General features: G+C 69.6%; 25 protein-coding genes. 16 read left to right on the forward strand and 9 right to left on the reverse strand.

The genetic code is table 11. From position 1 onward, the window contains the following. The first annotated feature begins 1 nt into the window (after position 1). Entirely contained in the window at positions 2-874 is an 873-nt protein-coding gene (locus GXW78_RS07020) for a hypothetical protein (RefSeq protein WP_211867354.1), read from the forward strand. Then, complete coding sequence (locus GXW78_RS07025; RefSeq protein WP_211867356.1) at positions 871-1,740, forward strand: HpcH/HpaI aldolase/citrate lyase family protein; 870 nt, start codon at positions 871-873, stop codon at positions 1,738-1,740. The genes GXW78_RS07020 and GXW78_RS07025 overlap by 4 nt, the downstream gene beginning before the upstream one ends. Positions 1,741-1,909: 169 nt before the next feature. Here GXW78_RS07025 and GXW78_RS07030 read toward each other — a convergent pair whose 3' ends face one another. Continuing rightward, entirely contained in the window at positions 1,910-2,212 is a 303-nt protein-coding gene (locus GXW78_RS07030) for a putative quinol monooxygenase (protein WP_211867358.1), read from the reverse strand. A 74-nt stretch (positions 2,213-2,286) separates the two neighbouring features. Beyond that, positions 2,287-3,546, reverse strand: coding sequence for a D-amino acid dehydrogenase (locus GXW78_RS07035; protein WP_211867360.1), 1,260 nt, complete (start codon positions 3,544-3,546; stop codon positions 2,287-2,289). A gap of 136 nt (positions 3,547-3,682) precedes the next feature. Between GXW78_RS07035 and GXW78_RS07040 the strand changes: the two genes are divergently transcribed. Further along, on the forward strand, positions 3,683-4,135 hold the full coding sequence (locus GXW78_RS07040) for an Lrp/AsnC family transcriptional regulator (protein WP_211867362.1): 453 nt from the start codon (positions 3,683-3,685) through the stop codon (positions 4,133-4,135). 179 nt (positions 4,136-4,314) lie between these two features. On the opposite strand, the gene GXW78_RS07045 is transcribed toward GXW78_RS07040, so the two are convergent. Both GXW78_RS07045 and GXW78_RS07050 read right to left on the reverse strand, forming a co-directional pair. Continuing rightward, positions 4,315-4,554: an anti-sigma factor family protein gene (locus GXW78_RS07045; protein ID WP_211867364.1), complete on the reverse strand. Its 240-nt coding sequence runs from the start codon at positions 4,552-4,554 to the stop codon at positions 4,315-4,317. A 58-nt stretch (positions 4,555-4,612) separates the two neighbouring features. Next, positions 4,613-5,227, reverse strand: a complete 615-nt coding sequence (locus GXW78_RS07050) for an RNA polymerase sigma factor (RefSeq protein ID WP_211867366.1) — start codon at positions 5,225-5,227, stop codon at positions 4,613-4,615. A 124-nt stretch (positions 5,228-5,351) separates the two neighbouring features. Here GXW78_RS07050 and GXW78_RS07055 point away from each other — a divergent pair, with 124 nt between their 5' ends. Next, positions 5,352-5,783 carry a DoxX family protein gene (locus GXW78_RS07055; RefSeq protein ID WP_211867367.1) on the forward strand — a complete coding sequence of 144 codons (432 nt, stop codon included), beginning with the start codon at positions 5,352-5,354 and terminating at the stop codon, positions 5,781-5,783. Beyond that, on the forward strand, positions 5,780-6,868 hold the full coding sequence (gene opgC, locus GXW78_RS07060) for an OpgC domain-containing protein (protein WP_211867369.1): 1,089 nt from the start codon (positions 5,780-5,782) through the stop codon (positions 6,866-6,868). The genes GXW78_RS07055 and opgC overlap by 4 nt, the downstream gene beginning before the upstream one ends. Before the next feature lie 83 nt (positions 6,869-6,951). On the opposite strand, the gene GXW78_RS07065 is transcribed toward opgC, so the two are convergent. Beyond that, a complete protein-coding gene (locus GXW78_RS07065; protein ID WP_246521937.1) occupies positions 6,952-7,872 on the reverse strand; it encodes a dihydrodipicolinate synthase family protein in 921 nt (306 codons plus the stop codon). Positions 7,873-7,927: 55 nt separating this feature from the next. On the opposite strand from GXW78_RS07065, the gene GXW78_RS07070 reads away from it, so the two are divergent. From GXW78_RS07070 to GXW78_RS07120, 11 genes are read left to right on the forward strand one after another with little or no spacing between them, the layout of a single operon-like run. Next, complete coding sequence (locus GXW78_RS07070; RefSeq protein ID WP_211867373.1) at positions 7,928-9,067, forward strand: 2-methylaconitate cis-trans isomerase PrpF family protein; 1,140 nt, start codon at positions 7,928-7,930, stop codon at positions 9,065-9,067. 56 nt (positions 9,068-9,123) lie between these two features. Further along, on the forward strand, positions 9,124-10,107 hold the full coding sequence (locus GXW78_RS07075; RefSeq protein WP_211867375.1) for a Bug family tripartite tricarboxylate transporter substrate binding protein: 984 nt from the start codon (positions 9,124-9,126) through the stop codon (positions 10,105-10,107). Next, positions 10,104-10,955 carry an amidohydrolase family protein gene (locus GXW78_RS07080; RefSeq protein WP_211867377.1) on the forward strand — a complete coding sequence of 284 codons (852 nt, stop codon included), beginning with the start codon at positions 10,104-10,106 and terminating at the stop codon, positions 10,953-10,955. The genes GXW78_RS07075 and GXW78_RS07080 overlap by 4 nt, the downstream gene beginning before the upstream one ends. 4 nt (positions 10,956-10,959) lie before the next feature. Then, positions 10,960-11,790, forward strand: a complete 831-nt coding sequence (locus tag GXW78_RS07085; protein WP_211867379.1) for an amidohydrolase family protein — start codon at positions 10,960-10,962, stop codon at positions 11,788-11,790. Next, the gene (locus tag GXW78_RS07090) at positions 11,787-12,632 is read left to right on the forward strand and encodes an FAS1-like dehydratase domain-containing protein (RefSeq protein ID WP_211867381.1); all 846 of its coding nucleotides are present in this window, start codon (positions 11,787-11,789) and stop codon (positions 12,630-12,632) included. The genes GXW78_RS07085 and GXW78_RS07090 overlap by 4 nt, the downstream gene beginning before the upstream one ends. Next, entirely contained in the window at positions 12,629-13,837 is a 1,209-nt protein-coding gene (locus GXW78_RS07095; protein WP_211867383.1) for a CaiB/BaiF CoA transferase family protein, read from the forward strand. The genes GXW78_RS07090 and GXW78_RS07095 overlap by 4 nt, the downstream gene beginning before the upstream one ends. After that, positions 13,834-14,805, forward strand: a complete 972-nt coding sequence (locus GXW78_RS07100) for a Bug family tripartite tricarboxylate transporter substrate binding protein (protein ID WP_211867385.1) — start codon at positions 13,834-13,836, stop codon at positions 14,803-14,805. The genes GXW78_RS07095 and GXW78_RS07100 overlap by 4 nt, the downstream gene beginning before the upstream one ends. Further along, positions 14,805-15,995, forward strand: coding sequence for a CaiB/BaiF CoA transferase family protein (locus GXW78_RS07105; RefSeq protein WP_211867387.1), 1,191 nt, complete (start codon positions 14,805-14,807; stop codon positions 15,993-15,995). The genes GXW78_RS07100 and GXW78_RS07105 overlap by 1 nt, the downstream gene beginning before the upstream one ends. 16 nt (positions 15,996-16,011) lie before the next feature. Continuing rightward, positions 16,012-16,383, forward strand: a complete 372-nt coding sequence (locus GXW78_RS07110) for a VOC family protein (protein WP_211867389.1) — start codon at positions 16,012-16,014, stop codon at positions 16,381-16,383. Next, complete coding sequence (locus tag GXW78_RS07115) at positions 16,380-17,591, forward strand: TIGR03862 family flavoprotein (protein ID WP_272876804.1); 1,212 nt, start codon at positions 16,380-16,382, stop codon at positions 17,589-17,591. Before GXW78_RS07110 ends, GXW78_RS07115 begins: the two co-directional genes overlap by 4 nt. Positions 17,592-17,650: 59 nt before the next feature. Next, positions 17,651-18,067 carry a GFA family protein gene (locus GXW78_RS07120; RefSeq protein ID WP_211867393.1) on the forward strand — a complete coding sequence of 139 codons (417 nt, stop codon included), beginning with the start codon at positions 17,651-17,653 and terminating at the stop codon, positions 18,065-18,067. On the opposite strand, the gene GXW78_RS07125 is transcribed toward GXW78_RS07120, so the two are convergent. The 4 genes from GXW78_RS07125 to GXW78_RS07140 are packed head-to-tail and all read right to left on the reverse strand — an operon-like array spanning position 18,062 to position 21,675. Next, positions 18,062-19,663 carry a zinc-binding metallopeptidase family protein gene (locus tag GXW78_RS07125; protein ID WP_211867395.1) on the reverse strand — a complete coding sequence of 534 codons (1,602 nt, stop codon included), beginning with the start codon at positions 19,661-19,663 and terminating at the stop codon, positions 18,062-18,064. The two genes, GXW78_RS07120 and GXW78_RS07125, sit on opposite strands and share 6 nt — an antisense overlap. 43 nt (positions 19,664-19,706) lie before the next feature. Beyond that, entirely contained in the window at positions 19,707-20,309 is a 603-nt protein-coding gene (locus tag GXW78_RS07130; RefSeq protein ID WP_211867397.1) for a 2-hydroxychromene-2-carboxylate isomerase, read from the reverse strand. Positions 20,310-20,311: 2 nt separating this feature from the next. Then, positions 20,312-20,941, reverse strand: coding sequence for a CoA-transferase (locus tag GXW78_RS07135; protein WP_211867399.1), 630 nt, complete (start codon positions 20,939-20,941; stop codon positions 20,312-20,314). After that, positions 20,941-21,675 carry a CoA transferase subunit A gene (locus tag GXW78_RS07140; RefSeq protein ID WP_211867401.1) on the reverse strand — a complete coding sequence of 245 codons (735 nt, stop codon included), beginning with the start codon at positions 21,673-21,675 and terminating at the stop codon, positions 20,941-20,943. Before GXW78_RS07140 ends, GXW78_RS07135 begins: the two co-directional genes overlap by 1 nt. Between the last annotated feature and the right edge of the window lie 3 nt (positions 21,676-21,678).

Consider the following 21,678-nt stretch of genomic DNA (forward strand, 5'->3'; position numbering starts at 1 on the left):
CATGACCACGGATGCCGAATTCGAGGCCGCGATCGCCGGCTTGCAGGACTGGGTTGGCCGCGAGCGCATCGTGGAGGACGAGATCGGGCTGTCCTCCGCGCGCCGCATCGCTGGGATGCTCGACGTCGATCCGGCGAGCCTCAAGCAGGGCGACACGCTGCCGCCGCACTGGTTCACCATGTTCTTCCCGGACATCGCGAAGCAGTCCGACATCGGGCCGGACGGACACCCCAACAAGGGCGTGTTCCTGCCACCGATCCCGCTGCCGCGCCGCATGGGCGCGGGGCGGCGCGTGACGATCAACGAGCCGCTGCGCATCGGCACGCCGGCGATCAAGCGCGCGATCGTCGCGCAGGTGCTGCCGAAGATCGGCCGCACCGGGCGCATGGCGATCCTGACCATGCGCCACGTCATCGAATGCGAAGGCCGCACCGTCGCGGTGGACGAGTTCGACGCGATGTACCGGGAGGCGCCGCCGCCCGGCCAGCCCAGCCCGCAGACGCCGCCGAACCCGGCACCGACCAATGGCGTCTATGCGGATCAGGTGCTGCTCTCCTCGCCGCTGGTGTTCCGGTACTCCTCGGTGACGTGGAACGCGCATCGCATCCACTACGACGCCGATTACGCGCGCAGCGAGGAAGGCTATCCGGCCACCGTTCAGAATGGCGGGCTGACGATCCAGTTGCTGCTGGATGCGGCGCTGAAGCGTGCGCCGGGCCGGCTCGCGGGCTTCACCGCCCGGCTCGCGCGGCCGCTATGGGTCGGCGACACCGTCACGCTCTGCGGTGCCGCGCCGGCCGATGGCAAGATGGCCTGCTGGGCCGCCGACAAGGACGGCAATCTCTGCGCCACGATGGAACTGACCCTCGGATGACCCGGCCCTCACCCGCGACCTGGCGGTCGCTGATGTTCGTCCCCGCGACCGGCGAGAAGTTCGTCGCCAAGGCCCATACGCGCGGCGCGGATGTGATCCTCCTCGACCTCGAGGATTCAATTCCGCCGGCCGAGAAGCAGGCGGCGCGCAACGCGCTGCCCGCCGCCGCAGCGACCGTCGGCCAGGGCGGGGCTGAAGTCGCAGTGCGGATCAACCGCCCGCTCGACCTCGCCGTGCCGGACATCGCCGCGGCAGTGATGCCCGCGGTCGGCGCGCTGATGCTGCCGAAGGTGATGGGGCCGGAGCATATCCGGCTGCTGTCCGAGGTCGTCGCCGCGCGCGAGGCTGCGCAGGGCATGGCGATCGGCCATACCCGCTTCATCGCGGTAGTGGAGACGCCGGATGCGCTGCCGCTGCTGGGCGCGATCGCCTCGGCCGATCCGCGCGTCGCGGCGCTCGGCGTCGGCGCCGAGGACCTGTCCACCGAGCTGGAAGCAATGCCCGGCGGCGACCTGCTGTACCATTTCGGCATGATGGTGGTGGCCGCGGCGCGCGCGGCGCGGATCCAGCCGCTCGGTTCGGTCGGGCCCTTCGCGGATTTCTCCGATCTCGCCGGCTACCGGGCTTCACTGAAGCGGTCGCGGGCGTTGGGCTTCGCCTGCCAGGCCTGCATCCACCCCTCACAGGTGCCGATCGTGAACGAGGAGTACGGCCCCTCCCCGGCCGAGGTGGAACGGGCCCGCCGGCTGATCGCGGCCTTCGATGCGGCGCTGGCCGAGGGCAAGGGCGCCGTCGCCTTCGAAGGCCAGATGATCGACCTGCCGGTCGTGGAACGCGCGCGACGGCTGCTGCTTCGGGCACGGTGAGCACGACCTGGAGAGGGGCTTTGCCCCTCTCCAGACATCACCCCACCAGGATGCTGGGCATCCTGGACCGCAGGCTTCTGGCGCCGGGCCCAGCGGTCATGACACCGCGGCGGCGCACCCGGCACTCATTTGTGGTTCGGGGAGGAGCAAAGCTTCTCCCCGTCGCCCCTCACATCTCGCACATCGTGAGGATGCGTTCGGCGATCAGTGGCGTGTAAGCCTCGCGTACCTTCGGCATGCGCGGGTTCTGGGTGTGCGCCTTCACGGCGGCACGGTCAGCGTAGACCTCCACCAGCATGATGCGGCTTTCATCCTTGCTGCCGTCGGCATTGAGCGGCTGAAGCACCTCGAAACGCTCGCAGCCGGGTTCCTCGGCCTGGGTCAGCCGGGCGTGCTCGCGGATCAGCGCGTCGAAGGCGGCGTGGCTGCCGGGATGGGGGCGGAACTCGACGTGAATGGCGATCTTGGGCATGGCGTTGTCCTCCGTGGCGGATGCCACAGGGTGGCGCGGTTCGCCCGCGCCTCCAACCCCATGCGCTGCCCGGGTCAGGCGGCGGCGTAGCGCGCCAGGGCGAGATCCGCCGTCTCGATCTCCGGCTTCCTGCCGGTAACGAGGTCCGCCAGCACGCGCCCTGATCCGCACGCCATCGTCCAACCCAGCGTGCCGTGGCCGGTATTGAGATGCATGTTGCGGAAGCGCGTGGGACCGACCACCGGCGTGCCGTCCGGCGTCATGGGGCGCAGTCCGGTCCAGAACCGCGCTTCGGCGACATTGCCACCCTTCGGGAACAGGTCAGTGACGGAGTGTTCCAGAGTCTCCCGCCGTGGCTTGCGCAGTTGCAGGGAGAAGCCGGCGAGTTCCGCCGTCCCGCCGACGCGGATGCGGTCGCCGAGCCGCGTGATCGCGACCTTGTAAGTCTCATCCATCACGGTGGACACCGGGGCACCGGCCTCGTCGCTGATCGGGATGGTCAGGGAGTAGCCCTTCACCGGATAGACCGGCACGCGGACGTTCAGCGGCGCGAGCAGTTCCGGCGTGAAGCTGCCTAGCGCGACGACGTAGCTGTCGGCCGTCTCGGTGCCGGCGTCGGTGACGACGCCCGTGATTCGGTCGCCCTCCGACTGCAGGCCGCGGATCGTCACGCCATAGCGGAACTTGACGCCGATCGCCTCGGCCATGGCGGCCAGTCGCTGGGTGAAGATATGGGCGTCGCCGGTCTCGTCACCCGCAAGGCGAAGCCCGCCGACGAACTTGCCCTGCACGTTGCGTAGCGCCGGTTCCGCGGCGATGCAGCCGGCGGGGTCGAGAACCTCGTAGGGCACCTTGAAGGTGTCGAGCACGGCAGTGTCGTCGCCGACATGGTCAAGCTGCTTCTGCGTGCGGAAAAGCTGGAGCGTGCCCATGCTGCGCCCGTCATAGGCGATGCCCGTCTCCCGCCGCAGGTCGCCCAGGCAGTCGCGGGAATATTCAGCCAGACGGACCATGCGCGTCTTGTTGAGGCGATAGGCGGCCTCGGTGCAGTTCGCCAGCATCTGCGCAAGCCAAGTGTAGAGGCGGCGATCCGCGCGCGGCCACATCACCAGCGGACGGTGACGCATCATCATCCACTTCAGCGCCTTCACCGGGATGCCCGGGCCGGCCCAGGGGGCGGAATAGCCGTAGGAGAGCTGGCCGGCATTCGCGAAGGAGGTCTCCATCCCCGCCGCCGACTGGCGCTCGAGGACCGTGACCTCATGGCCCGCACGGGCCAGGTACCAGGCGCTGGTCACGCCGACGACGCCGCTGCCGAGAACGATGACGCGCATGGAGGCACCCCTGACGGATGGACGCTTCGATGCGGCAATGGTGTTACGGTTCGGTGTCGCATGTGCTGCTGAAGTGGCGCAGGATCGGTCGCCGGCATGGTCAGAAGCCGCAGAATCTGCGAAATAGTCGCAGATCATGCCAAGCATCGATGACGCCGACCACCGCATCCTGCGAGCGCTCCGCGAAGACGGCCGAATGACCAACGCCGCGCTGGCCGAGGCCGTGGGGCTGTCGCCCTCCGCCTGCCTGCGGCGGCTGCGCCTGCTGGAACGCAGCGGCGTCATCCGCGGCTACACCGCGATCATCGACGAACCCGCGGCGCGCGACACGGTGACGGTCATCGTGCAGATCACGCTCGACCGGCAGACCGAGGAGCATCTCTCCCGCTTCGAGACGGCGGTGCGGCGCCTGCCGGAAGTGCGCGAATGCTACCTGATGACCGGGATGTCCGATTACCTGCTGCGGGTCGAGGCGCGGGATGCCGCGGATTACGAACGCATCCACAAGGAACAGCTCTCGCGGCTGCCGGGCGTCGCGCGCATCCAATCCTCCTTCGCGATCAGGCGGGTGCTGGGGCGCGCGGGATAGCGCCGGGTTCATGCCAACGGCACAAGCCGTGCCGAGGCCGCGAATGGGGCCCGCCGATGGTCCGGCGGAAGTCAAGCAAACCGGAGGTTTGAGCATCACGCCGCAGGGGTGCCTCCGGCGCGATGCGTCCAAGGGCCTGGAGAGGAAATACCAACGGTCGAAGAACTCGACCGTTGGTATCAATCCGCGCTGTTCTGTCGGGCACGGAACAGCGCGGCGAGGTTGTCCTCGACCTCGGGTGCCGGCGCCGCAACCGGCGCCTTCCGTGCCAGACCAATGGTCCGCTTCAGCGTCGCCAGATAGGCGCGGCAGTTCGGGCAGAGCCGCAGATGCCAAGCCACCGCCGCTCGCCGGCTCAGGGGCAGTTCGCGATCAAGATACGCGGACGCCGTCGCGGCGACCGCCTGGCAGGTCATCATGTTCCCGGTTCCATGGGTGTCGGTCGCCGGCCGGCGCCAAACGTTACAGCATGATGGCTCAATTTGTTGCGCCCACCAGCCGTGCCGCGGCATCGCGCAGCCGAACGCGGGCGCGGTGCAGCAGCACGCGCAGATTGGCCTCGGAAATCTCGAGCGCCGCGCAGATGGCGGCGGGTTCCAGCCCTTCCACGTCGCGCATGACCACAACGGCGCGCTGGGCCGGGGGCAAGGCGTCCAGCGCCTGCGCGACCCCGTCCAGCACTTCGCGATCGCCCGCTTCGCGCTCCGGTGTCAGGGCGTTCCAGGGGTCCACCCGTTCGGCCCAGTGGCCATCGGGCAGGAAACGTTCGGGGTCGAGCGCCTCCCCCGCCATCTCGGGCCGCGCGAGGTCGGAGAAGCTGACCTGCCTGCCATCGCGCACCGCCCGTGAACGCGCCTTGTTCACGACGATGCCGTTGATCCACGCCGCGAGCGGTGCCTGCCCGGCATAGCCGTCGAGCCCGGTGATGACGGCGATCCATGTATCCTGCACCACCTCCTCGGCGCTCGCCCGGCTGCGCAGGAACACGCCGGCGAGGCGCAGCAGCCGGCCATGGCGCGCGCGCACCAGGGTACGGAAGGCCGCCTCCTCCCCGGCCCTCAGCCGGGCCAGCAGCAATGCCTCGTCCTCCACGCTACCTCCCTGCTGCCGGCGCCGGATGGTCGGCCGGCGGGACCCGCATCGCAAGCGGCGGTGTAACGCGGGGCGATGCCGCCGCACTCCCCTCTGAGCAATACGGCTGGAGGAGTAACCCGCCATGACGCGCCATCGCATCCTGTCCCTCGCCGCCTGGGCGGCCGCCCTGTGGATCGCCTACGAATTTCTCTGGTACGAGCAGTACAAGCTGACCGGCCCGACGCTGGTGTTCGACCGGCTGTCCGATTGGTCCGGCGTTCCGGAGAAGCCCTTCCGACTGTTCGTCGCGGGGATGGAAATGGTTGCGGCCGTTCTGGTGCTGATTCCGCGCACGCAGCCGCTCGGCGCGTTGTTCGCGATGGGCATCATGACCGGCGCCATCGTCTTCCACCTGTTCACGCCGCTCGGCGTCGATCCGTATGAGGATGGCGCGACGCTGTTCAAGGAAGCCTGCTTCACCTGGGTGATGGCGGCCTTTGTCGTCTGGGTGCGGCGCGACCGGCTGCTCGCGCTCGCATCCTCCGTCCTGCCCCTGCCCAGGCGGGCGGCGTGAGCGGCGTCCCCGCCCGGCCGCCGCGGGATACGCGGCTCGACATCGTGCGTGGCTGGATGCAGGTGTCGATCTTTGTGTCGCATGTGATGGGCACCTCGCTCGCCTGGGGCATCCATGCGGCCTGGGGCCTGTCCGACAGTTCGGAGCAGTTCATCCTTCTGTCGGGCTTCGCGCTGGGGTCGGTCTTCACGCTGAAGGCGGCGCGCGATGGTGTCGCGACCGCGCAGCGCGACCTGCTGCGCCGGGCGTGGGAGCTGTACCGGACGCAGTTGCGGCTGTTCTTCGGCTTCGCGGCGATGGTGCTGGCCGTCGCGCTGCTGCTGCGCAACACCGACATCCTGCAGCATGGCGGCTGGTGCCTGCTGGTTGATGCGCCGTGGGAGGCGCTGCCGGGCGCGCTGCTGCTGCTCTACCAGCCGGAATACATGGGCATCCTGCCGGGCTTCGTGGTCGGGATGCTGCTGCTGGGACCGTTCCTGCGCCTGGTGGACCGCATCGGCGCCTGGGCGCTGCTGCCGAGCCTGGCTGTCTGGGCCGCGGTGCAGATCGGCTGGCTGCGCACGCCGGGCATCGGGCAGGACGTCGCCTTCGATCCGTTGGCGTGGCAACTGCTGTATCTGATCGGCGGGCTGCTGGGGCGCAACGCGCTGCTCGGCATTCCGATCCCGCGCCACGCGGCGCTGCGCTTCGGCGCGCTGGCCGTGGTGGTGCTCGGCTTCGCGGCGCGGATTGTCGAGCATGGCTTCGTCGCCGGCCCGGGCGTGGCGGCCGAGGCCTTGCAGCACAAGGAGGTGCTGGCGCCCGCGCGGCTGCTGCACGCGCTCGCCCTCGCCTATCTGGTCGCGCTGTGGATGCCGCGGGCGGGGGCCTGGTCCGATAGTCTTGCCGGCCGATGGCTGGCGAGGATCGGCCGGCACAGCCTGGAAGTGTTCTGCGCGGGGCTCTATGCGGCCTGGCTGATCAACACCCTTGGCCCGCGCATCCCCGCCGGCCCGGGCTGGCTGGATGCGCTGGTCGTGCCGGCCGGGGTGGCGCTGCTGGGCGTGCAGTCCTGGCTGGTGATGCGGCGGCAGCGCGCTGCCTAAAGAAGGCCCCTGCCCGGGTGGGTTCATCCGGGCAGGTGACGACGCTAGAGCATTTGAGGTGAACGGGAGTTCACCGAAATGCCCTAGGCCGCGAGCCGCGCCTCCGCGCGTTCAAGCCGCCCCATCAGGTAGTCCACCTCGCCCGCCGTCTCCGCCGACATCTTCGGCCCTGGCGCGCGCAGCACGTCATGGGCGATGATGCCGCGCTTCTTCAGCACGTATTTGCGGATGGCGAGGCCGAGGCCCGGCTGCACCTCCGTGCGGATCAGCGGCAGGTGCAGGTCGAACAGGTCCTGCGCCGCGTCGCGCCGGCCGGCACCCATCAGCTGGCAGACCTTCACCAGCATCTCGGGATAGGCGTAGCCGGTCATGATGCCATCCGCGCCGCGCGCGAGTTCCTCCGGCAGGAACTGCCCGCCGACGCCGCCCAGGATCGCGACCCGCGGCATCTTGCCCTCTGCCTCCAGCTTCCGCACGGCGGTCAGCTTGTCGAGGCCGGGCCAGTCCTCTGCCTTCAGCATGACCATGCGCTGGTCCTGCGCCATGCGGGCGATCATCGCGGCGGTCATGGTGATGCCGGTCAGCTGCGGATAATCCTGCAGGACGAAGGGGCCATCCACCACGTCCATCGCCTGGGCGATGTAGGACACGACGGCCTCATCCCCCTTCAGCCCCGGCGCGGGGGAGACCATGATGCCCGCGGCGCCAAGATCCATCGACCCGCGCGAAATCGCCTTCATCTGCGCGAAGCCCGGCGCCGAGGCGCCGACCACCACGGGGATGCGCCCCTTGACGCGCTTCAGCACGCGATCGACGAAGGTGAGGCTTTCCGCCTCGGTCAGCTTCGGCGCCTCCCCCATCACGCCGAGGATGGTCATTCCCGACGCGCCGGCGGCGATGAACGCATCCGTCATGCGATCCGTACTGTCGAGGTCGAGCGCGCCGCCCGGCAGGAACGGGGTCGGGGCGATGACGAAGACGCCCTTGGCGGAACGGTCGAGCATGGGCATTCCCTCTGCGTTGCTGCACCATCATAGCCCCGTGTCGAGGAACCGTCACATGGACCAGGCCTTCATCCCCGCCGTCTTCCACCGCGGCGGTTCCTCCAAGGGCGTGTTCTTCCACGCGAAGGACCTGCCGCACGACCGCGCAAAGCAGGATGCGATCTTCCTGTCCGTCCTCGGCAGCCCCGATCCCTATGGGCGGCAGCTGGATGGGATGGGCGGCGGCATCTCGTCGCTGTCGAAGGCCGTGATCATCGGGCCGCCGACGCATCCCGACGCGGATGTGGACTACACCTTCGCGCAGGTGGCGGTGGACCGGCCGCTGGTCGACTGGCAAAGCAATTGCGGCAACCTCTCCTCCGCTGTCGGTCCTTTCGCGGTGGATGAAGGGCTGATCCGTGCCTCGGATGGCGAGACGCTGGTACGCATCCACCAGGTGAACACGAAGCGCATCATCCATGCGCGCTTCCTGGTGCGCGGCCGCCGCGCGGCGACCGAGGGCGACTTCGCCATGGCTGGCGTCTCGGGCACCGGCGCGCGCATCCGGCTCGATTTCCTTGTTCCCGGCGGCGGGCAGACAGGCTCCCTGCTGCCCACGGGCCAAGTGCTGGACACGCTGGAGCATGAAGGCCGCAGCTACCGCGCGACGATGGTCGATGCGGCGAATGCCTGCGTGTTCCTGGACGCCGCGGAACTCGGCCTGACCGGGACGGAGAGCCCCGACGCCATCGAGGCGAAGCCCGGCGCGATGGCGCTGCTGGATGCGTTGCGGCGCCTCGCCGCGGTGCGCATGGGCCTGTCCGACACGCCGGAGGCCGCGCCGCTCGGCATCCCGAAGGTCGCCGTCGTTTCGGCGCCGGCCGAGTATCGCGCGCTGGACGGTTCGACGATCGCTGCCGGCACGCATGAGATCGCGGTGCGCATGATCTCCATGGAGCGCGCGCATCGCGCCGTGCCCCTGACGGGCGGCATGGCGCTCGGCGTCGCCTGCCGCATCGACGGGTCGCTGCCGCAGATGATCGCCGCGACGCCGGACACGGATGAGGTGCGGCTCGCCAACCCCTCCGGCGTGCTGTCGGTGGGTGCGGAGGTGCGACGGGACGGAAATGGCTGGTTCGCCGACAGCGCGGTGGTGTTCCGCTCCGCGCGGCGGCTGATGCAGGGCAGCGTGGCGGTGCCGATGCGGCTGTTTTGATGCGCCGCGCGGGGCGTGGCATGCTCCGCGCCGTCCAAGTCCGGAGGAAATATCCGATGCTCAGCCGCCGCCAGGCGCTGGCCGCAGGGGTCGCGCTGATCGCCGCCCGCAGCGCGGTCGCACAGGCCGCCTATCCCGACCGCCCGATCCGCGTGATCGTGCCCTTCGCCGCGGGCGGCAATGCCGACATCATCGGGCGGGTGCTGCAGCCGCGGTTGCAGGAGAAGCTGGGTCAGCCGGTGGTGGTCGAGAACCGCCCCGGCGCCGGCGGCTCGGTGGGCGCGGAGGCGGTCGCCCGTGCTCGGCCGGATGGCTACACGCTGCTGATCGGGTCGAACGGGCCCCTTTCCGTCAATCCAGTGGTGCAGGCGCGGCTCCCCTATGACGCGACGCGCGATTTCGCGCCCGTGGCCATGGCGATGGAGGTGCCGCATTGCCTCGTCGTGCGCGCCGACGCGCCGTATCGCACGGTCGCCGATGTCGTCGCGGCATCGCGCGCCGCGGGTGGCGAGGCTCTTGGCATCGGAACGGCCGGGGTGGCGAGTGCCACGCATCTCTCGCTCGAATCCTTCAAGGCCGCGACCGGGGCGAGGCTGCTGCACGTGCCCTATCGCGGCGGCGGCGCGGCGGTGCCGGATTTCCTCGCCGGCAACCTGCCGATGCTGTTCACCGAACTGTCGACTGGCATCGCGATGCAGCGCGACGGCAAGGGGCGGGTGATCGCCATCGCCTCCCCGCGCCGCGTGGCGGAACTGCCCGACGTGCCGACGATGATCGAACAGGGCGTCCCCGATTTCACCGCCGGTTCCTATGTCGGGTTGCTGGCGCCCACCGGCACGCCGCCCGAGGCGATGCGCCGGCTGTCGCAGGCCATGGCCGAGATCGTCGCCGAGCCGGATTTCCGCGCGCGGATGCAGCAGCTCGGCGGCGAGGCGGCGAGCGGCGCCCTCGTCACGCCGGAGGGCTTCGCCAACTACATCGCGCAGGATTTGGCGAAGTCGCGCAACGCCGCGCGCATCGCGGACATCAAGCCCGAATGACCGAGCGCCGCACCCCGGTCGGCGCCACCGACTGCCATTGCCACATCTTCGGCCCGGCCGCGCGGTTTCCCTATGCCGAGCCACGGTCCTACACGCCGGAGGACGAGACGCTCGAGGATTATCTCGCGCTGCTGGATCGGCTGGAGCTCGATCGCGGCGTGATCGTGCAGCCCTCGGCTTATGACCGCGACAATGCGTGCACGCTGGATGCGCTGCGCCGCGCGCCGGACAGGCTGCGCGGCGTGGCCGTGGTGGGGCAGGAAGCGACGGCGGACACGCTGCGCGCGATGCATCGCGACGGGATCCGGGGCTTGCGCGCGAATGAGTATCGCCGTGACGGCCAGGCCGCGTACCACGGCGGCGTGCGGCTGGAGGAGATCGAACCCTTCTTCCCGGTGATGGAGGAACTCGGTTGGCACCTGCAACTGTGGATCGACGCGCGACACCTGCCGGAGCTGGAACCGCGGCTCGCGAAGGTGCCGGTGCCGATCGTGGTCGACCATATGGGGCGGATGCACCACAGCCACGGCATCGGCGACCCCGGCTTCCAGGCGCTGGTTGCCGGGGTGGCCGAGGGTCGGTACATGGCGAAGCTGTCGGGCACCTACCGGCTCGGCGCGGTGCAGCCGGATTATGTCGCGGCGAAGCCGTTCCATGACGCGCTGATCGCCGCGAACCCGGATGCGCTGCTCTGGGGCACGGATTGGCCGCACCCGCGCCCCGATGGCGGCCGGCCGGATGCGCGGCGGCTGCTGGAGGTGTTCCTGGATTGGACGCCTGATCCGGCACTGCGGAAGAAGATCCTGACCGATACGCCGGCGCGCCTCTATGACTTCCCGGGAGGCTGACGCCATGCGCCGACCCGCCTTCAGCCTGCCGCCCGGCACCTGCGACACGCATGTGCATATCTGGGGGCCGTTCGACCGTTATCCGGTGGCGAAGGGCGCGCCCTATACGCCGCCGGAGCGCAACGCGGCCGATCTGCGAGCGCTGCACGCACGGCTCGGCGTGGAGCGTGCGGTCATCGTGCAGACCACGGTCTACAAATCGGACAACCGCGCGATGCTGGATGCGATTGCCGCAAGCGGCGGCGCCTATCGTGGCGTGGCGCTGATCGATGCGAGCTTCGGCGATGCCGAGTTTCAGGCGCTGCACGATGGCGGCGTGCGCGGCGTGCGCTTCGGCTTCGTGAAGCATCTGGGCGGCGTGCCCGATCTTGCGCTGGTGCAGCGCACGGCGGATCGGATCGCGCCGATGGGCTGGCACCTGGTGCTGCATCTCGATGCCGCCAACATCCCGGAATTCGAGGCGCTGCTGCGCGGCTTCTCCCTGCCCGTGGTGATCGATCACATGGGCCGCGTGCCTGTGGCGGAGGGAACGGAGCAGGCACCGTTCCGCATCCTGCTCGACCTGCTGAAGCGCGAAAACTACTGGGTGAAGGTCTCGGGGGCCGAGCGCATCTCCGCCGAAGGCCCACCCTTCCGCGACGCGGTGCCCTTCGCGCGGAAGCTGATCGAGGCCGCGCCCGACCGCACCCTGTGGGGCACCGACTGGCCGCACCCCAATGTGCGCTGGGACCCGGACGAGGCCGACCTGGTCGACCTGCTGCCGGAATTCGGCGACGACGACGCGCTGCGGCGCGTGCTGGTGGACAACCCCGCAAGACTCTACGGCTTCGCATGACCGACGATCTGCAATCCTGGATCGGCCGCACGCGCCGCGTGGCGGATGAGATGGCGACGCCGCTGGTGCGTCGCATGGCCGCGCTGACGGATCGGAGCGATGTCGCTCTCGACCGCGGCGCGGTGGTGCCGAACCATTGGCTGACCATGCTGTTCGACGATGCGCAGCCGCAATCGCAGTTGGGGCCGGACGGGCACCCGTCGAAAGGCGATTTCCTGCCGCCGGTTCCCCTCCCCCGGCGGATGCTGGGCGGCCGGCGCCTGACCTATCACGCGCCGGTGCATGTGGGTGATGCGCTGGAGCGGGAGACGGCGATCGCCGCCATCACGCCCAAGGTCGGGCGGTCAGGTGCGATGATCTTCGTCATGCTGCGCCACACCATCACCGGGCCGAACGGGCTGCTGGCGGTGGAGGAGCAGGACGTCGCCTATCTGGAAGCGAAGCGCAACGCGCCGGCACCGCCCGAGAAGCCTGCCGAGACGCCAACCGCCGAATGGCGCGATGCCTGGAGGCCCGATCCGGTCGTGCTGTTCCGCTTCTCGGCGCTGGCCTTCAACGGGCACCGCATCCACTACGACGCGGACTATGCGCGCGACGGCGAGGGATACCCCGCGCTGGTCGTCAATGGCAGCGTCAGCACGCTGTTCCTGTTCGAGGCGCTGCTGCGCCGCAACCCCGGCAGGCAGATCGCGTCCTATGAGGCGCGCACCATGCAGCCGGTGTTCTGTGACCGGCCGGCCTTCCTCTGCGCCGATGCGCCGGGCGCCGACGGCGCACGCAATCTCTGGGTCGAGAAGGATGATGGCGCCATGGCCATCCGTATCAAGACGAGGCTGACGTGAGCGGACCACTGGACGGTATTCGCGTTCTCGACCTTTCGGCCGTTGTCGTCGGCCCGATCTGCACGCATGTGCTGTGCGAGCACGGCGCCGAGGTCATCAAGATCGAGGCGCCGCCGACCGGCGACCTGCTGCGCTCGCTGGCGGGCAAAGGCCGCAGCACGGGGATGAACGGCAAGTTCCTGAACTTCAATCGCGGCAAGAAGTCGCTGGCCATCGACCTCAAGAAGCCGGCGGGCATCGCGGCCCTGCAGAAGCTCGCGCGCAGCGTCGATGTCTTCGTGACCAACATTCGTCCGGATGCGCAGGCGCGGCTCGGCGTGGATGAGGCGAGCCTGCGTGCCGTGGCGCCGCGGCTGATCCATTGCTCCATCACCGGCTTCGGCACGGGCGGTCCTTATGCCGGACGACCGGCCTACGACACCGTCATCCAGGGCGTGTCGGGCGTCGCGGGTGCCTTCGAGGCCTCGACCGGCGAACCGCGCTACGTCCCCTTCCTCGTCGCGGACCACACGGTCGGGCTGATCGCCGCGCAGATGATCGGCTTCGCGCTGTATCGCCGCGAGAAGACCGGCCAGGGTGAAGCGATCGAAGTGCCGATGTTCGAGAACATGGCCGCCTACATCATGCAGGAGCATCTCGGCGCGGCGTCCTTCCGCCCGGCGCTCGGCCCGCCCGGCGATCACCGCGTGCTGAGCCCCGACGGCAAGCCGCTGCCGACCAAGGACGGCTTCATCTGCATCAGCGCCAACACGGATGCGCAGGCGCACGCCTTCTTCGACGCGATCGACCGGCCGGAGCTGAAGACCGATCCGCGCTTCGCCAAGGTCGCGCAGCGCGTGCAGCACACGAAGGAATACTTCCACATCCGCGCGACCTCGCTGGGCGGGAAGACCTCGGCGGAGTGGCTGGAGATCTTCGACCGCGCGGATGTGCCGGTCTCCCCCTACAACACCATCGGCTCGCTGATCGACGACCCGCATCTGCGCGCGGTCGGCATGGTGACGGAGGAGGAGCACCCGACCGAGGGCCCGACCTGGGCGATCGGCCGGCCGAACAGCTTTTCCGGCGGCGTCGCGCCGCCACGTCCGCCGGCGCCGCGCCTCGGCGCAGATGGCGCGGCGGTGCTTGCCGAAGCCGGGCTTACCCAGGAAGACATCGAAACGCTGCGCAAAGACGGCGTGCTGATCGAGGAAATGCCCACATGATCCGCCTGACCCGTCGCGCCGCGATCGCCGGCGCCACCCTCGCCCCCTTCGCCGTTGCGCGCGCGCAGGGCAATTGGCCCGACAAGCCGGTGCGCCTGGTCGTGCCCTTCACGCCGGGTGGATCGACCGACATTCTCGCGCGCGCCATGGGCCAAAGGCTTGGCGAGATCTTCAACCAGCCCTTCATCGTCGACAACCGCCCGGGCGCCGGCGGCACGGTGGGGTCGGAGCAGGTGTACCGCGCCGCGCCCGATGGGCTGACGCTGATGATGGGGCATATCGGGACGCTCGCCTGCAACCCGGCGCTCTACCCGAACCTGACCTTCGACACGGCCCGCTTCGTGCCCGTCGCGCTGGTGGCGAATGTCGCGAACTTCCTCGTCGTGACCAACGGCCTCGCGGCACGCGACGTCCAGGCGCTGATCGCGCTGGCCAAATCCAAGCCCGGCGAGCTGACCTATGGCAGCGGCGGCAATGGCAGTGCGGCGCATATCGCCATGGTCGCCTTCAACGAGGCGACGGGCACCGAGATGACGCATGTGCCCTATCGCGGCACGGGCCCGATGCTGACGGACCTGATTGGCGGCACGATCCAGCTGACCATGACTGGCGGGCCGCCGGCGCTGCCGCCGGTGCGCGCCGGGCAGCTTCGGGCGCTCGGGATCTCCTCGCTGGAGCGCCTGCCCTCGGCGAACGACATCCCGACCGTCGCGTCCCAGGGCGTGCAGGGCTTCGAGGCGCTGCAATGGTACGGCATCGTCGCGCCGCCCGGCACGCCGCCCGCGATAGTGGCTAGGCTGAACGAGGCCTGCAACCGCACCCTCGGCGAAGCGCCCTTCCGCGCACGGCTGGAATCGGAAGGTGCGGTGGCCGATCCGATGACGCCCGCGCAGTTCGGCGACTACATCGCGCGGGAACGCGACCGCTGGGGCACGCTGATCCGGCGCAACAATGTGAGTCTCGGCTGATGACCCGTCCCTTCGAAGGCATCCGCATCATCGATGCCACGCATGTCCTCGCCGGGCCCTTCGCGGCCTATCAGCTCGCGCTGCTGGGCGCCGAGGTCATCAAGGTCGAGCATCCCGCCGAGCCCGACCACAGCCGCAGCCAGGGTGGCGACGCGGCCCTGAACCGCAGCGGCATGGGCACGTATTTCCTCACCCAGGGATCGAACAAGCGGTCGCTGACGCTCGACCTGAAGCAGGAAGCGGCGCGCGAGGTCTTCCTCAAGCTGATCCCGCAGACAGATGTGCTGGTCGAGAACTACCGCCCCGGCGCCTTCGAGGCGATCGGCCTCGGCTATGAGGCACTGTCGAAGCTGAACCCGCGGCTGATCTACTGTTCGATCTCGGCCTTCGGGCAGAAGGGGCCGCGCGGCGGCATGACCGCCTATGACCACGTGATCCAGGCGAGTTCGGGCATCATGGCGGCTACGGGCACGGCCGAGGTGAACCCGATGAAGCTTGGCGCGCCGGCGATGGACTACGCGACCGGCACGATGGGCGCCTTCGCGCTGTCGGCCGCGCTGTTCCAGCGCGAGCGCACCGGCAAGGGGCAGCGCATCGACCTGTCCATGATGGATGTGGCGATGATGATGATGGCGTCCCACGTCACCGCGCATTCGCGCAGCGGCAAGCCGCCGCGGCCGCGAGGCAACGACCATGAGTACGCGACGAGTTCCGCCTATCCGACCAGGGACGGCCTGCTGATGATCGGCGCATCCAACATGCGCCAGCAGAAGCGACTCTGGGCGGCGCTCGGCATGCCGGAGATGGCGAAGGCACGCCCCGAGGATCGCGTGGCGAACCGCGCCGAGGAGGCCGCGGCGCTGCGTGAGATCATGCTGACCCGCACCGCCGATGAGTGGGAGGCGTATCTGCAATCGAAGCACGTCCCCGCGAGCCGCGTGCGCCGCATGGATGAGGCGCTGGCCGATCCGCAGATCGTCGCGCGCGGCCTGACGCATCGCTTCGAGGAAGGTGCCGATGGCGTCCCCGGCCCCTTCGCCGTGCCCGTCACGGCGTTCCACTTCGCCCATGGCGGGCCGAGCGTCGATGCCCCGCCGCGCGAACTCGGCGCGGACACGGATGCGATCCTTGCCGAACTCGGCTACGACGACGCGGCGCGCGACGCGCTCCGCGCCAGCAACGCCATCTGACCATCGGGAGCCCGTCATGGCCTTCACCTTCGACCATATCCACCTCCGCAGCCCGGACATCGAAGCCACCGCCGGCTTCTATGAGCGCGTGTTCGGCGTGACGCTGAAGCGTGGCGCGGACCGCATCGACTTCAACCTCGGCGGCCAGCCGATCTTCGTCTCGTCGATCAACGACGCCGCGACCGGCGAGGCACCCTCCGCGCCGTATCGCGGGCTGGAGCACATCGGCATCGCCGTCACCGGCATCGATGCCATTGTCGCGGACATGAAGGCGAAGGGCGTGACCTTCACCATGGAGCCGAACACGATCCGCCCCGGCGTGCGCATCGCCTTCCTGCGCGGGCCGGAGAACATCTCGATCGAGCTGCTCGAACGGACCCCGGCCTGAGCGCGCGGGACGGCACCCGCGCCGTCGCGGTCATCGGCGCCGGCCCGGCGGGGCTAATGGCGGCGGAGGCGGCGGCGCAGGCCGGCGCCGCCGTCACCGTCTACGACCACATGCCCTCCCCTGCCCGCAAGCTGCTGATTGCGGGGCGCGGGGGGCTCAACCTGACGCATTCGGAGCCGCTGGACCGGTTCCTCGATCGCTACGGCGCAGCGCGCGCCGTACTGGAACCGTTCATTCGCGCCTTCCCGCCGGAGGCATTGGTCGCGTGGTGCGAAGGGCTGGGGCAGCCGACCTTCGTCGGATCCTCCGGTCGCGTCTTCCCGAAGGCCATGAAGGCGTCACCACTGCTGCGCGCATGGCTCGCGCGGCTGGCGGCGCTCAGGGTGACGCTGCACCCTCGCCACCGCTGGATGGGTTTCGCGCCGGATGGGGCGCTGCGGTTCTCGACGCCGCACGGCGAGGTGCTGTCGCGGCCAAGTGCGACAATCCTCGCGCTCGGCGGGGCGTCCTGGCCGAAACTCGGATCGGATGGTGCCTGGCCGTCGCTGCTGCCGGGCTGTGCGATCGCACCGCTGCGTCCCTCGAATATGGGCTTTACCGTCGCGTGGTCCGACCATCTGCGCAGCCGCTTCGCCGGCGAACCACTCAAGCGCGTCGCACTGTCCTTCGGCGGCACGACCATCCGCGGCGAGGCCATGATCACGGCGCAGGGCATCGAGGGCGGCGCGATCTACGCGTTTTCGGCGCCATTGCGGGACGCCATCGCAGCGGATGGCGGCGCCACGCTGCGTATCGACCTGCGCCCCGACATCGCGCATGACGATCTTACGCGGCGGCTGTCCGGCAAGGCCGGTGCCGTCAGCCTCTCCAATCACCTCCGCCGCGCCGGCGGACTTCCGCCCATCGCCATCGCGCTGGTGCAGGAAGCGCTGCATGGCGGCGCGGCGCGCGATGACCTCGCGGCCCTGGTGAAGGCGCTGCCCGTCACGCTCACCGGCGTCGCGCCGATCGCCCGCGCGATCTCCTCGGCCGGCGGGCTGGCGTGGAGCGAGTTGGACGACTCGCTTATGCTCCGCCGCCGCCCCGGCCTCTTCGCCTGCGGCGAGATGCTGGACTGGGAAGCGCCGACCGGCGGCTATCTCCTGCAAGCCTGCTTCGCCACCGGTCGCGCGGCGGGCCAAGCGGCGGCGTCTCTCGCGCGCGCTTGATGCGGCGATCGGACGGCAGGCACCCTACCCTGCCGGCGCGCCAGACGCAGGAGCGACCCATGAAGCGGACCTATCACGGAAGCTGCCACTGCAAGGCCGTGACCTTCCAGGCCGATATCGACCTCGACCAGGGCACGGCCAAGTGCAACTGCACCTTCTGCTGGAAGCAGCGCATGTGGAACGCGGGACGGCTCAAGCCCTCCGATTTCCGCCTGCTGTCCGGCGAGGACATGCTCGCCGACTACGGCAAGTCCGGCGACTGGGGCGAAACCCATCACCGCTTCTGCAAACGCTGCGGCATCGCCACGCATGGCCATGGCCGCATCGTGCAGATGGGCGGCGAGCCCTTCATGTCCGTGCATCTCGCCGCGCTGGACGACCTGCCGGTGCCGGATCTGGTCGCGGCGCCCGTCCACTACATGGACGGGCTGCACGACAACTGGATGAATCCGCCGGCCGAGACGCGGCACCTATAGGCGTTCGCCCGCGCCCAACCCGTCGATCGGCGTCGGCACGCACCATTCGTCGCCGCGCGCCGTCGTCACGTATTCCGGCCATTGCAGGTCGACGGGCGGGACGAAGTCCTTCTCCAGCAGCGGCGGCACCCACTTGCCGCCGCCCACGCCGCCACCGGTCCGCTCGCGCCATTCCGCCTGCGCGGCATCCAGCAGCCCCGGCTTCGCGGCGAGGTCGAGTAAGGTCAGCGCCATCGTCTTCGCGGCGACGAACATGCCCGGGTCGATCGCCGCCGGCAGCCCTCCCAGCGCGTTGTAGGTCCACATCGGATAGTCGTAATTGGCATCCGGCACGCGCAGCCGTGGCCGTGCGGTCAGCAACCGCACCGTCGGGCAATGCCAGCAGAACTCAACATAGTCGTCCGCCGACAGGTGCATCTGCCAGTTCGGCAGGAAGTGGCGCATCCCGGCCTCGAACTCGGCCGGCGTCGTCAGCTTGGTATTCGCCCCGGCGAAGGGGTCGTCCATCGGTTCCAGGCCGAGATTTTCCTGGATCTCGCGCGCGAAGACCTGGGCTGCGGCCGGGTAGCTCGGCGGCCCGACTTCCTGGAGATTCGCCCAGGTGGCATCGGTCAGCACGGTATTCGCGAGACCCACGCGCGTCTTCGTCACCCACCGCCAATGCGCCGTGCAGGCGGTGGCCGCCGCGGCGGAGCGCGCATTGGCCATCAGCACATTGGCGATCTGCTGCGCCATCGGCAGCGACGGCGTGCGCCAGGAATACTGGATCTGCGTGAAGCGCGGCGCGAGGTTGTCCGAGGTCGCGTCGCCCCCATGCATAATGAACTCGTTCAGCGTCCAGGCGCCGGCGTGGGGGAACATCGCCTCCTTGGTGTATTTCGTCGTCGTGTACATCAGGCACATCGCGTCGGTCGCACCCGGCGCGCGGGCCGCCGCGTGGCCGACATCGCGGATCGGCAGCAGCGACTTGTCGATCCAGGTCTCCGGGCTGTCGCAGGTGAAGGTTACGATGCAGGACCAGTAGGCGCCGAACTGCGTCTCGGCCGTCACCGTGTTCTGCAGATGCGGGTGATAGACGACGGCGGCATCCAGATCGTCGTAGTATCCCTTCGCCGCATGGACGGGCTTCGACCCGCAGACCTTCTCCGCCGGCTCCCCGAACAGCACCAGCCGGCCGGGCGTGCCGGTCTTCTCCAGCGCGGCCTTGGCGGCCAGGATCGAGGTCAACGCCGCCGTGCCGAGCGAGGAATGCGGATCGGTGTGCCCCGCCGCGTAGGGGTGCATGCCCGCGCGCGGTTCCCGTCGCGGGACCACCGCCTGGCAATTGCCGGGCACGGCATCGTATTCCGAGAAGGAGGCCAGCAGCGGCCCGCCCTTCCCCCAGCGGGCGCAGAAGGCGGTCGGCATGTCGCCGGACCCGGCCTCGACCTCGAACCCTTCGGCGCGCAGCAGCTCGACATAGGCCGCGGCGGATTTGTATTCGCGCCAGGCGGGTTCGGCGAAACCCCAGATGCGCTCGTTGAAGGCGGACATCCGCCCTTCATTGGCGGCGATCCAATCGAGCGCCGTCCGGCGCAGCGCGGCGAGGTCAGTCATGCGAGGCCCCCTGTTCGTGGCGGCCCGCATGATGCGACGCGATTCAGCCCCGCGCCAGCCGCCGCGCCACGAAGTCGAGCCGATCCTGGCCCCAGAAGATGTCCTCCCCGATGACGTAGCACGGGGCGCCGAAGACACCGCGGTCGAGGGCGGCCTGCGTATCGGCCATGCGTCGTTCCTGCCAGCGCGGGTCGGCGGCAAGCGCCGCGACCTGCGCGGCATCGAGCCCGACATCGCCGCAAAGCGCCGCGAAGGTCGCGGGCTCGGCCGGGTCCTTCTCCTCCTCCCACAGCGCCTTCAGCACGCGATGCGCGAGCGCGATGGCCGGTGCGTCGCCGATCGTCTCCCGCACCGCGATGACGGCGGCGGCGCCGGGCAGTTCGTTGTGCGGGAAGTGCTTCGGCCTGATGGTGATGGGAATGCCCAGCGCCTCCCGCCAGCGCGCCAGTTCCTGCAACCGGTACGCCTGCCGCTGCGGGGACCGCTTCGGCAGCGGAAAGCCGCCCGAGCCGGCGAAGATCGTGCCGAAATCGACGGGGTAGATGCGCAGGGTCGCGCCATGCTGCGCGGCCAGCGCCTCGATCCGCGCGCCGCCCAGATGCGTCCAGGGCGAGTTCAGCGAAGCGTAGTAGTCGATATGGGCCATGGTCAGGCTTCCACCGGGGCTGCGGTCGCGGCGCGGATATCGTCGATCGTGACGCCCGGCGCGACGTCCAGCACCTTGAAGGCGGCGCCCGTCGGTTCGAACAGTCCGAGTTCCGTGATGACGCGGTTGACGCGCCCGCGCGCCGTCACCGGCAGCGAGCATTCCGCCAGCATCCGCGACGTCCCGTCCCGCGTGCGATGCTCCATCATCAGGAACACGTTCTTCGCGCAGGCCGCGAGGTCCATCGCCCCGCCGATCACCCCGCCCTTCGCGCCCTTCACCTTCCAATTGGCGAAGTCGCGATTGGCCGCGGCCTCATAGGTACCGAGAACCGTCACGTCGATGCGCCCGCTGCGGATCAGCGCGAAGCTGTCGGCGTGGTCCACGATGGCCGCGCCCGGGGGCAGCGTCACGAAGCGACGGCTGGCGTCGACGAGGTGGATATCCTCATGGCCTTCGGCGGCCACGGGGCCGAAGCCGATGACGCCGTTCTCGGCGTGGAAGGTGATCTCCTTCTCGCCCATGTCGACATCGGTGATCAGCGTCGGCATGCCGACGCCAAGGTTCACGATCCAGCCGTCCTGGAACTCACGCGCCAGGCGCTCGGCCATCTGGGGGCGGGACCAGGGCATCAGCGGGTCTCCTTCAGCGTCGGCCAGATCGCGTCGGGCGCGGGCGGAATGTGGACAAGGCGTTGGACCAGGATGCCGGGCGTGTGCACCTCGTCCGGATCGATCGCGCCGGCGGGCAGGATCGGTTCCTCGACCTCGACGATCACCAGCTTCGAGGCCATGGCCATGATCGGCCCGAAATTGCGCTGGGCCCGGCGGAAGCGAAGGTTGCCCGCCTCATCCGCCTGGTAGCAGCGCAGCAGCGCGACATCGCAGGGCAGCGCGTATTCCAGCAGGTACTCGCGACCGTTGATGACCCGCGTCTCCCGTCCCTCGGCGAGCTGCGTGCCGACGCCGGCTGGCGTGTAGAAGGCCGGCACGCCGGCACCCGCGGCGCGCAGGCGTTCGGCGAGCGTGCCCTGCGGCACCGTCTCGGCATCCACTTCCCCGCGCTCGTAATACGGCGTGAAGGGCAGCACGTCGGATGCGCGCGGCGCGGCGGTGAAGGAACAGATCACCTTCGCGACCTGCCCGTTCTCCACCAGCATGCCGATATCGGGGTTGCGTGGCTTGCGCGGGCCGCCCGTGGTGTTGCCGACGCAGACCAGCCGCTTCGCCCCCTGCCGCAGCAGCGCGGCCGTCAGGTTGAAGGGTGAGCCCGGCAGGGCGAAGCCGCCGAATGCGATGGTCGACCCATCCGCGATGCCGGCGACGGCCTCGTCGAAACTGGCCACGACCTTGCTGCGTTTGCCCATGGA

It is taken from the genome of Neoroseomonas terrae (genome assembly GCF_018129025.1).
Classification (GTDB): domain Bacteria; phylum Pseudomonadota; class Alphaproteobacteria; order Acetobacterales; family Acetobacteraceae; genus Neoroseomonas; species Neoroseomonas terrae.

Excerpts from the sequence above, each read along its gene's own strand:
- GXW78_RS07125 (WP_211867395.1), bottom strand. The coding sequence starts at position 19,663 with ATGACTGACCTCGCCGCGCTGCGCCGGACGGCGCTCGATTGGATCGCC.
- GXW78_RS07045 (WP_211867364.1), bottom strand. The coding sequence starts at position 4,554 with ATGATGACCTGCCAGGCGGTCGCCGCGACGGCGTCCGCGTATCTTGAT.
- GXW78_RS07120 (WP_211867393.1), top strand. The coding sequence starts at position 17,651 with ATGAAGCGGACCTATCACGGAAGCTGCCACTGCAAGGCCGTGACCTTC.
- GXW78_RS07085 (WP_211867379.1), top strand. The coding sequence starts at position 10,960 with ATGCGCCGACCCGCCTTCAGCCTGCCGCCCGGCACCTGCGACACGCAT.
- GXW78_RS07080 (WP_211867377.1), top strand. The coding sequence starts at position 10,104 with ATGACCGAGCGCCGCACCCCGGTCGGCGCCACCGACTGCCATTGCCAC.
- GXW78_RS07075 (WP_211867375.1), top strand. The coding sequence starts at position 9,124 with ATGCTCAGCCGCCGCCAGGCGCTGGCCGCAGGGGTCGCGCTGATCGCC.
- GXW78_RS07040 (WP_211867362.1), top strand. The coding sequence starts at position 3,683 with ATGCCAAGCATCGATGACGCCGACCACCGCATCCTGCGAGCGCTCCGC.
- GXW78_RS07020 (WP_211867354.1), top strand. The coding sequence starts at position 2 with ATGACCACGGATGCCGAATTCGAGGCCGCGATCGCCGGCTTGCAGGAC.
- GXW78_RS07140 (WP_211867401.1), bottom strand. The coding sequence starts at position 21,675 with ATGGGCAAACGCAGCAAGGTCGTGGCCAGTTTCGACGAGGCCGTCGCC.
- GXW78_RS07065 (WP_246521937.1), bottom strand. The coding sequence starts at position 7,872 with ATGCTCGACCGTTCCGCCAAGGGCGTCTTCGTCATCGCCCCGACCCCG.
- GXW78_RS07025 (WP_211867356.1), top strand. The coding sequence starts at position 871 with ATGACCCGGCCCTCACCCGCGACCTGGCGGTCGCTGATGTTCGTCCCC.
- GXW78_RS07070 (WP_211867373.1), top strand. The coding sequence starts at position 7,928 with ATGGACCAGGCCTTCATCCCCGCCGTCTTCCACCGCGGCGGTTCCTCC.
- GXW78_RS07100 (WP_211867385.1), top strand. The coding sequence starts at position 13,834 with ATGATCCGCCTGACCCGTCGCGCCGCGATCGCCGGCGCCACCCTCGCC.
- GXW78_RS07055 (WP_211867367.1), top strand. The coding sequence starts at position 5,352 with ATGACGCGCCATCGCATCCTGTCCCTCGCCGCCTGGGCGGCCGCCCTG.
- GXW78_RS07105 (WP_211867387.1), top strand. The coding sequence starts at position 14,805 with ATGACCCGTCCCTTCGAAGGCATCCGCATCATCGATGCCACGCATGTC.
- GXW78_RS07035 (WP_211867360.1), bottom strand. The coding sequence starts at position 3,546 with ATGCGCGTCATCGTTCTCGGCAGCGGCGTCGTCGGCGTGACCAGCGCC.
- GXW78_RS07135 (WP_211867399.1), bottom strand. The coding sequence starts at position 20,941 with ATGCCCTGGTCCCGCCCCCAGATGGCCGAGCGCCTGGCGCGTGAGTTC.
- GXW78_RS07110 (WP_211867389.1), top strand. The coding sequence starts at position 16,012 with ATGGCCTTCACCTTCGACCATATCCACCTCCGCAGCCCGGACATCGAA.
- GXW78_RS07130 (WP_211867397.1), bottom strand. The coding sequence starts at position 20,309 with ATGGCCCATATCGACTACTACGCTTCGCTGAACTCGCCCTGGACGCAT.
- GXW78_RS07090 (WP_211867381.1), top strand. The coding sequence starts at position 11,787 with ATGACCGACGATCTGCAATCCTGGATCGGCCGCACGCGCCGCGTGGCG.
- GXW78_RS07030 (WP_211867358.1), bottom strand. The coding sequence starts at position 2,212 with ATGCCCAAGATCGCCATTCACGTCGAGTTCCGCCCCCATCCCGGCAGC.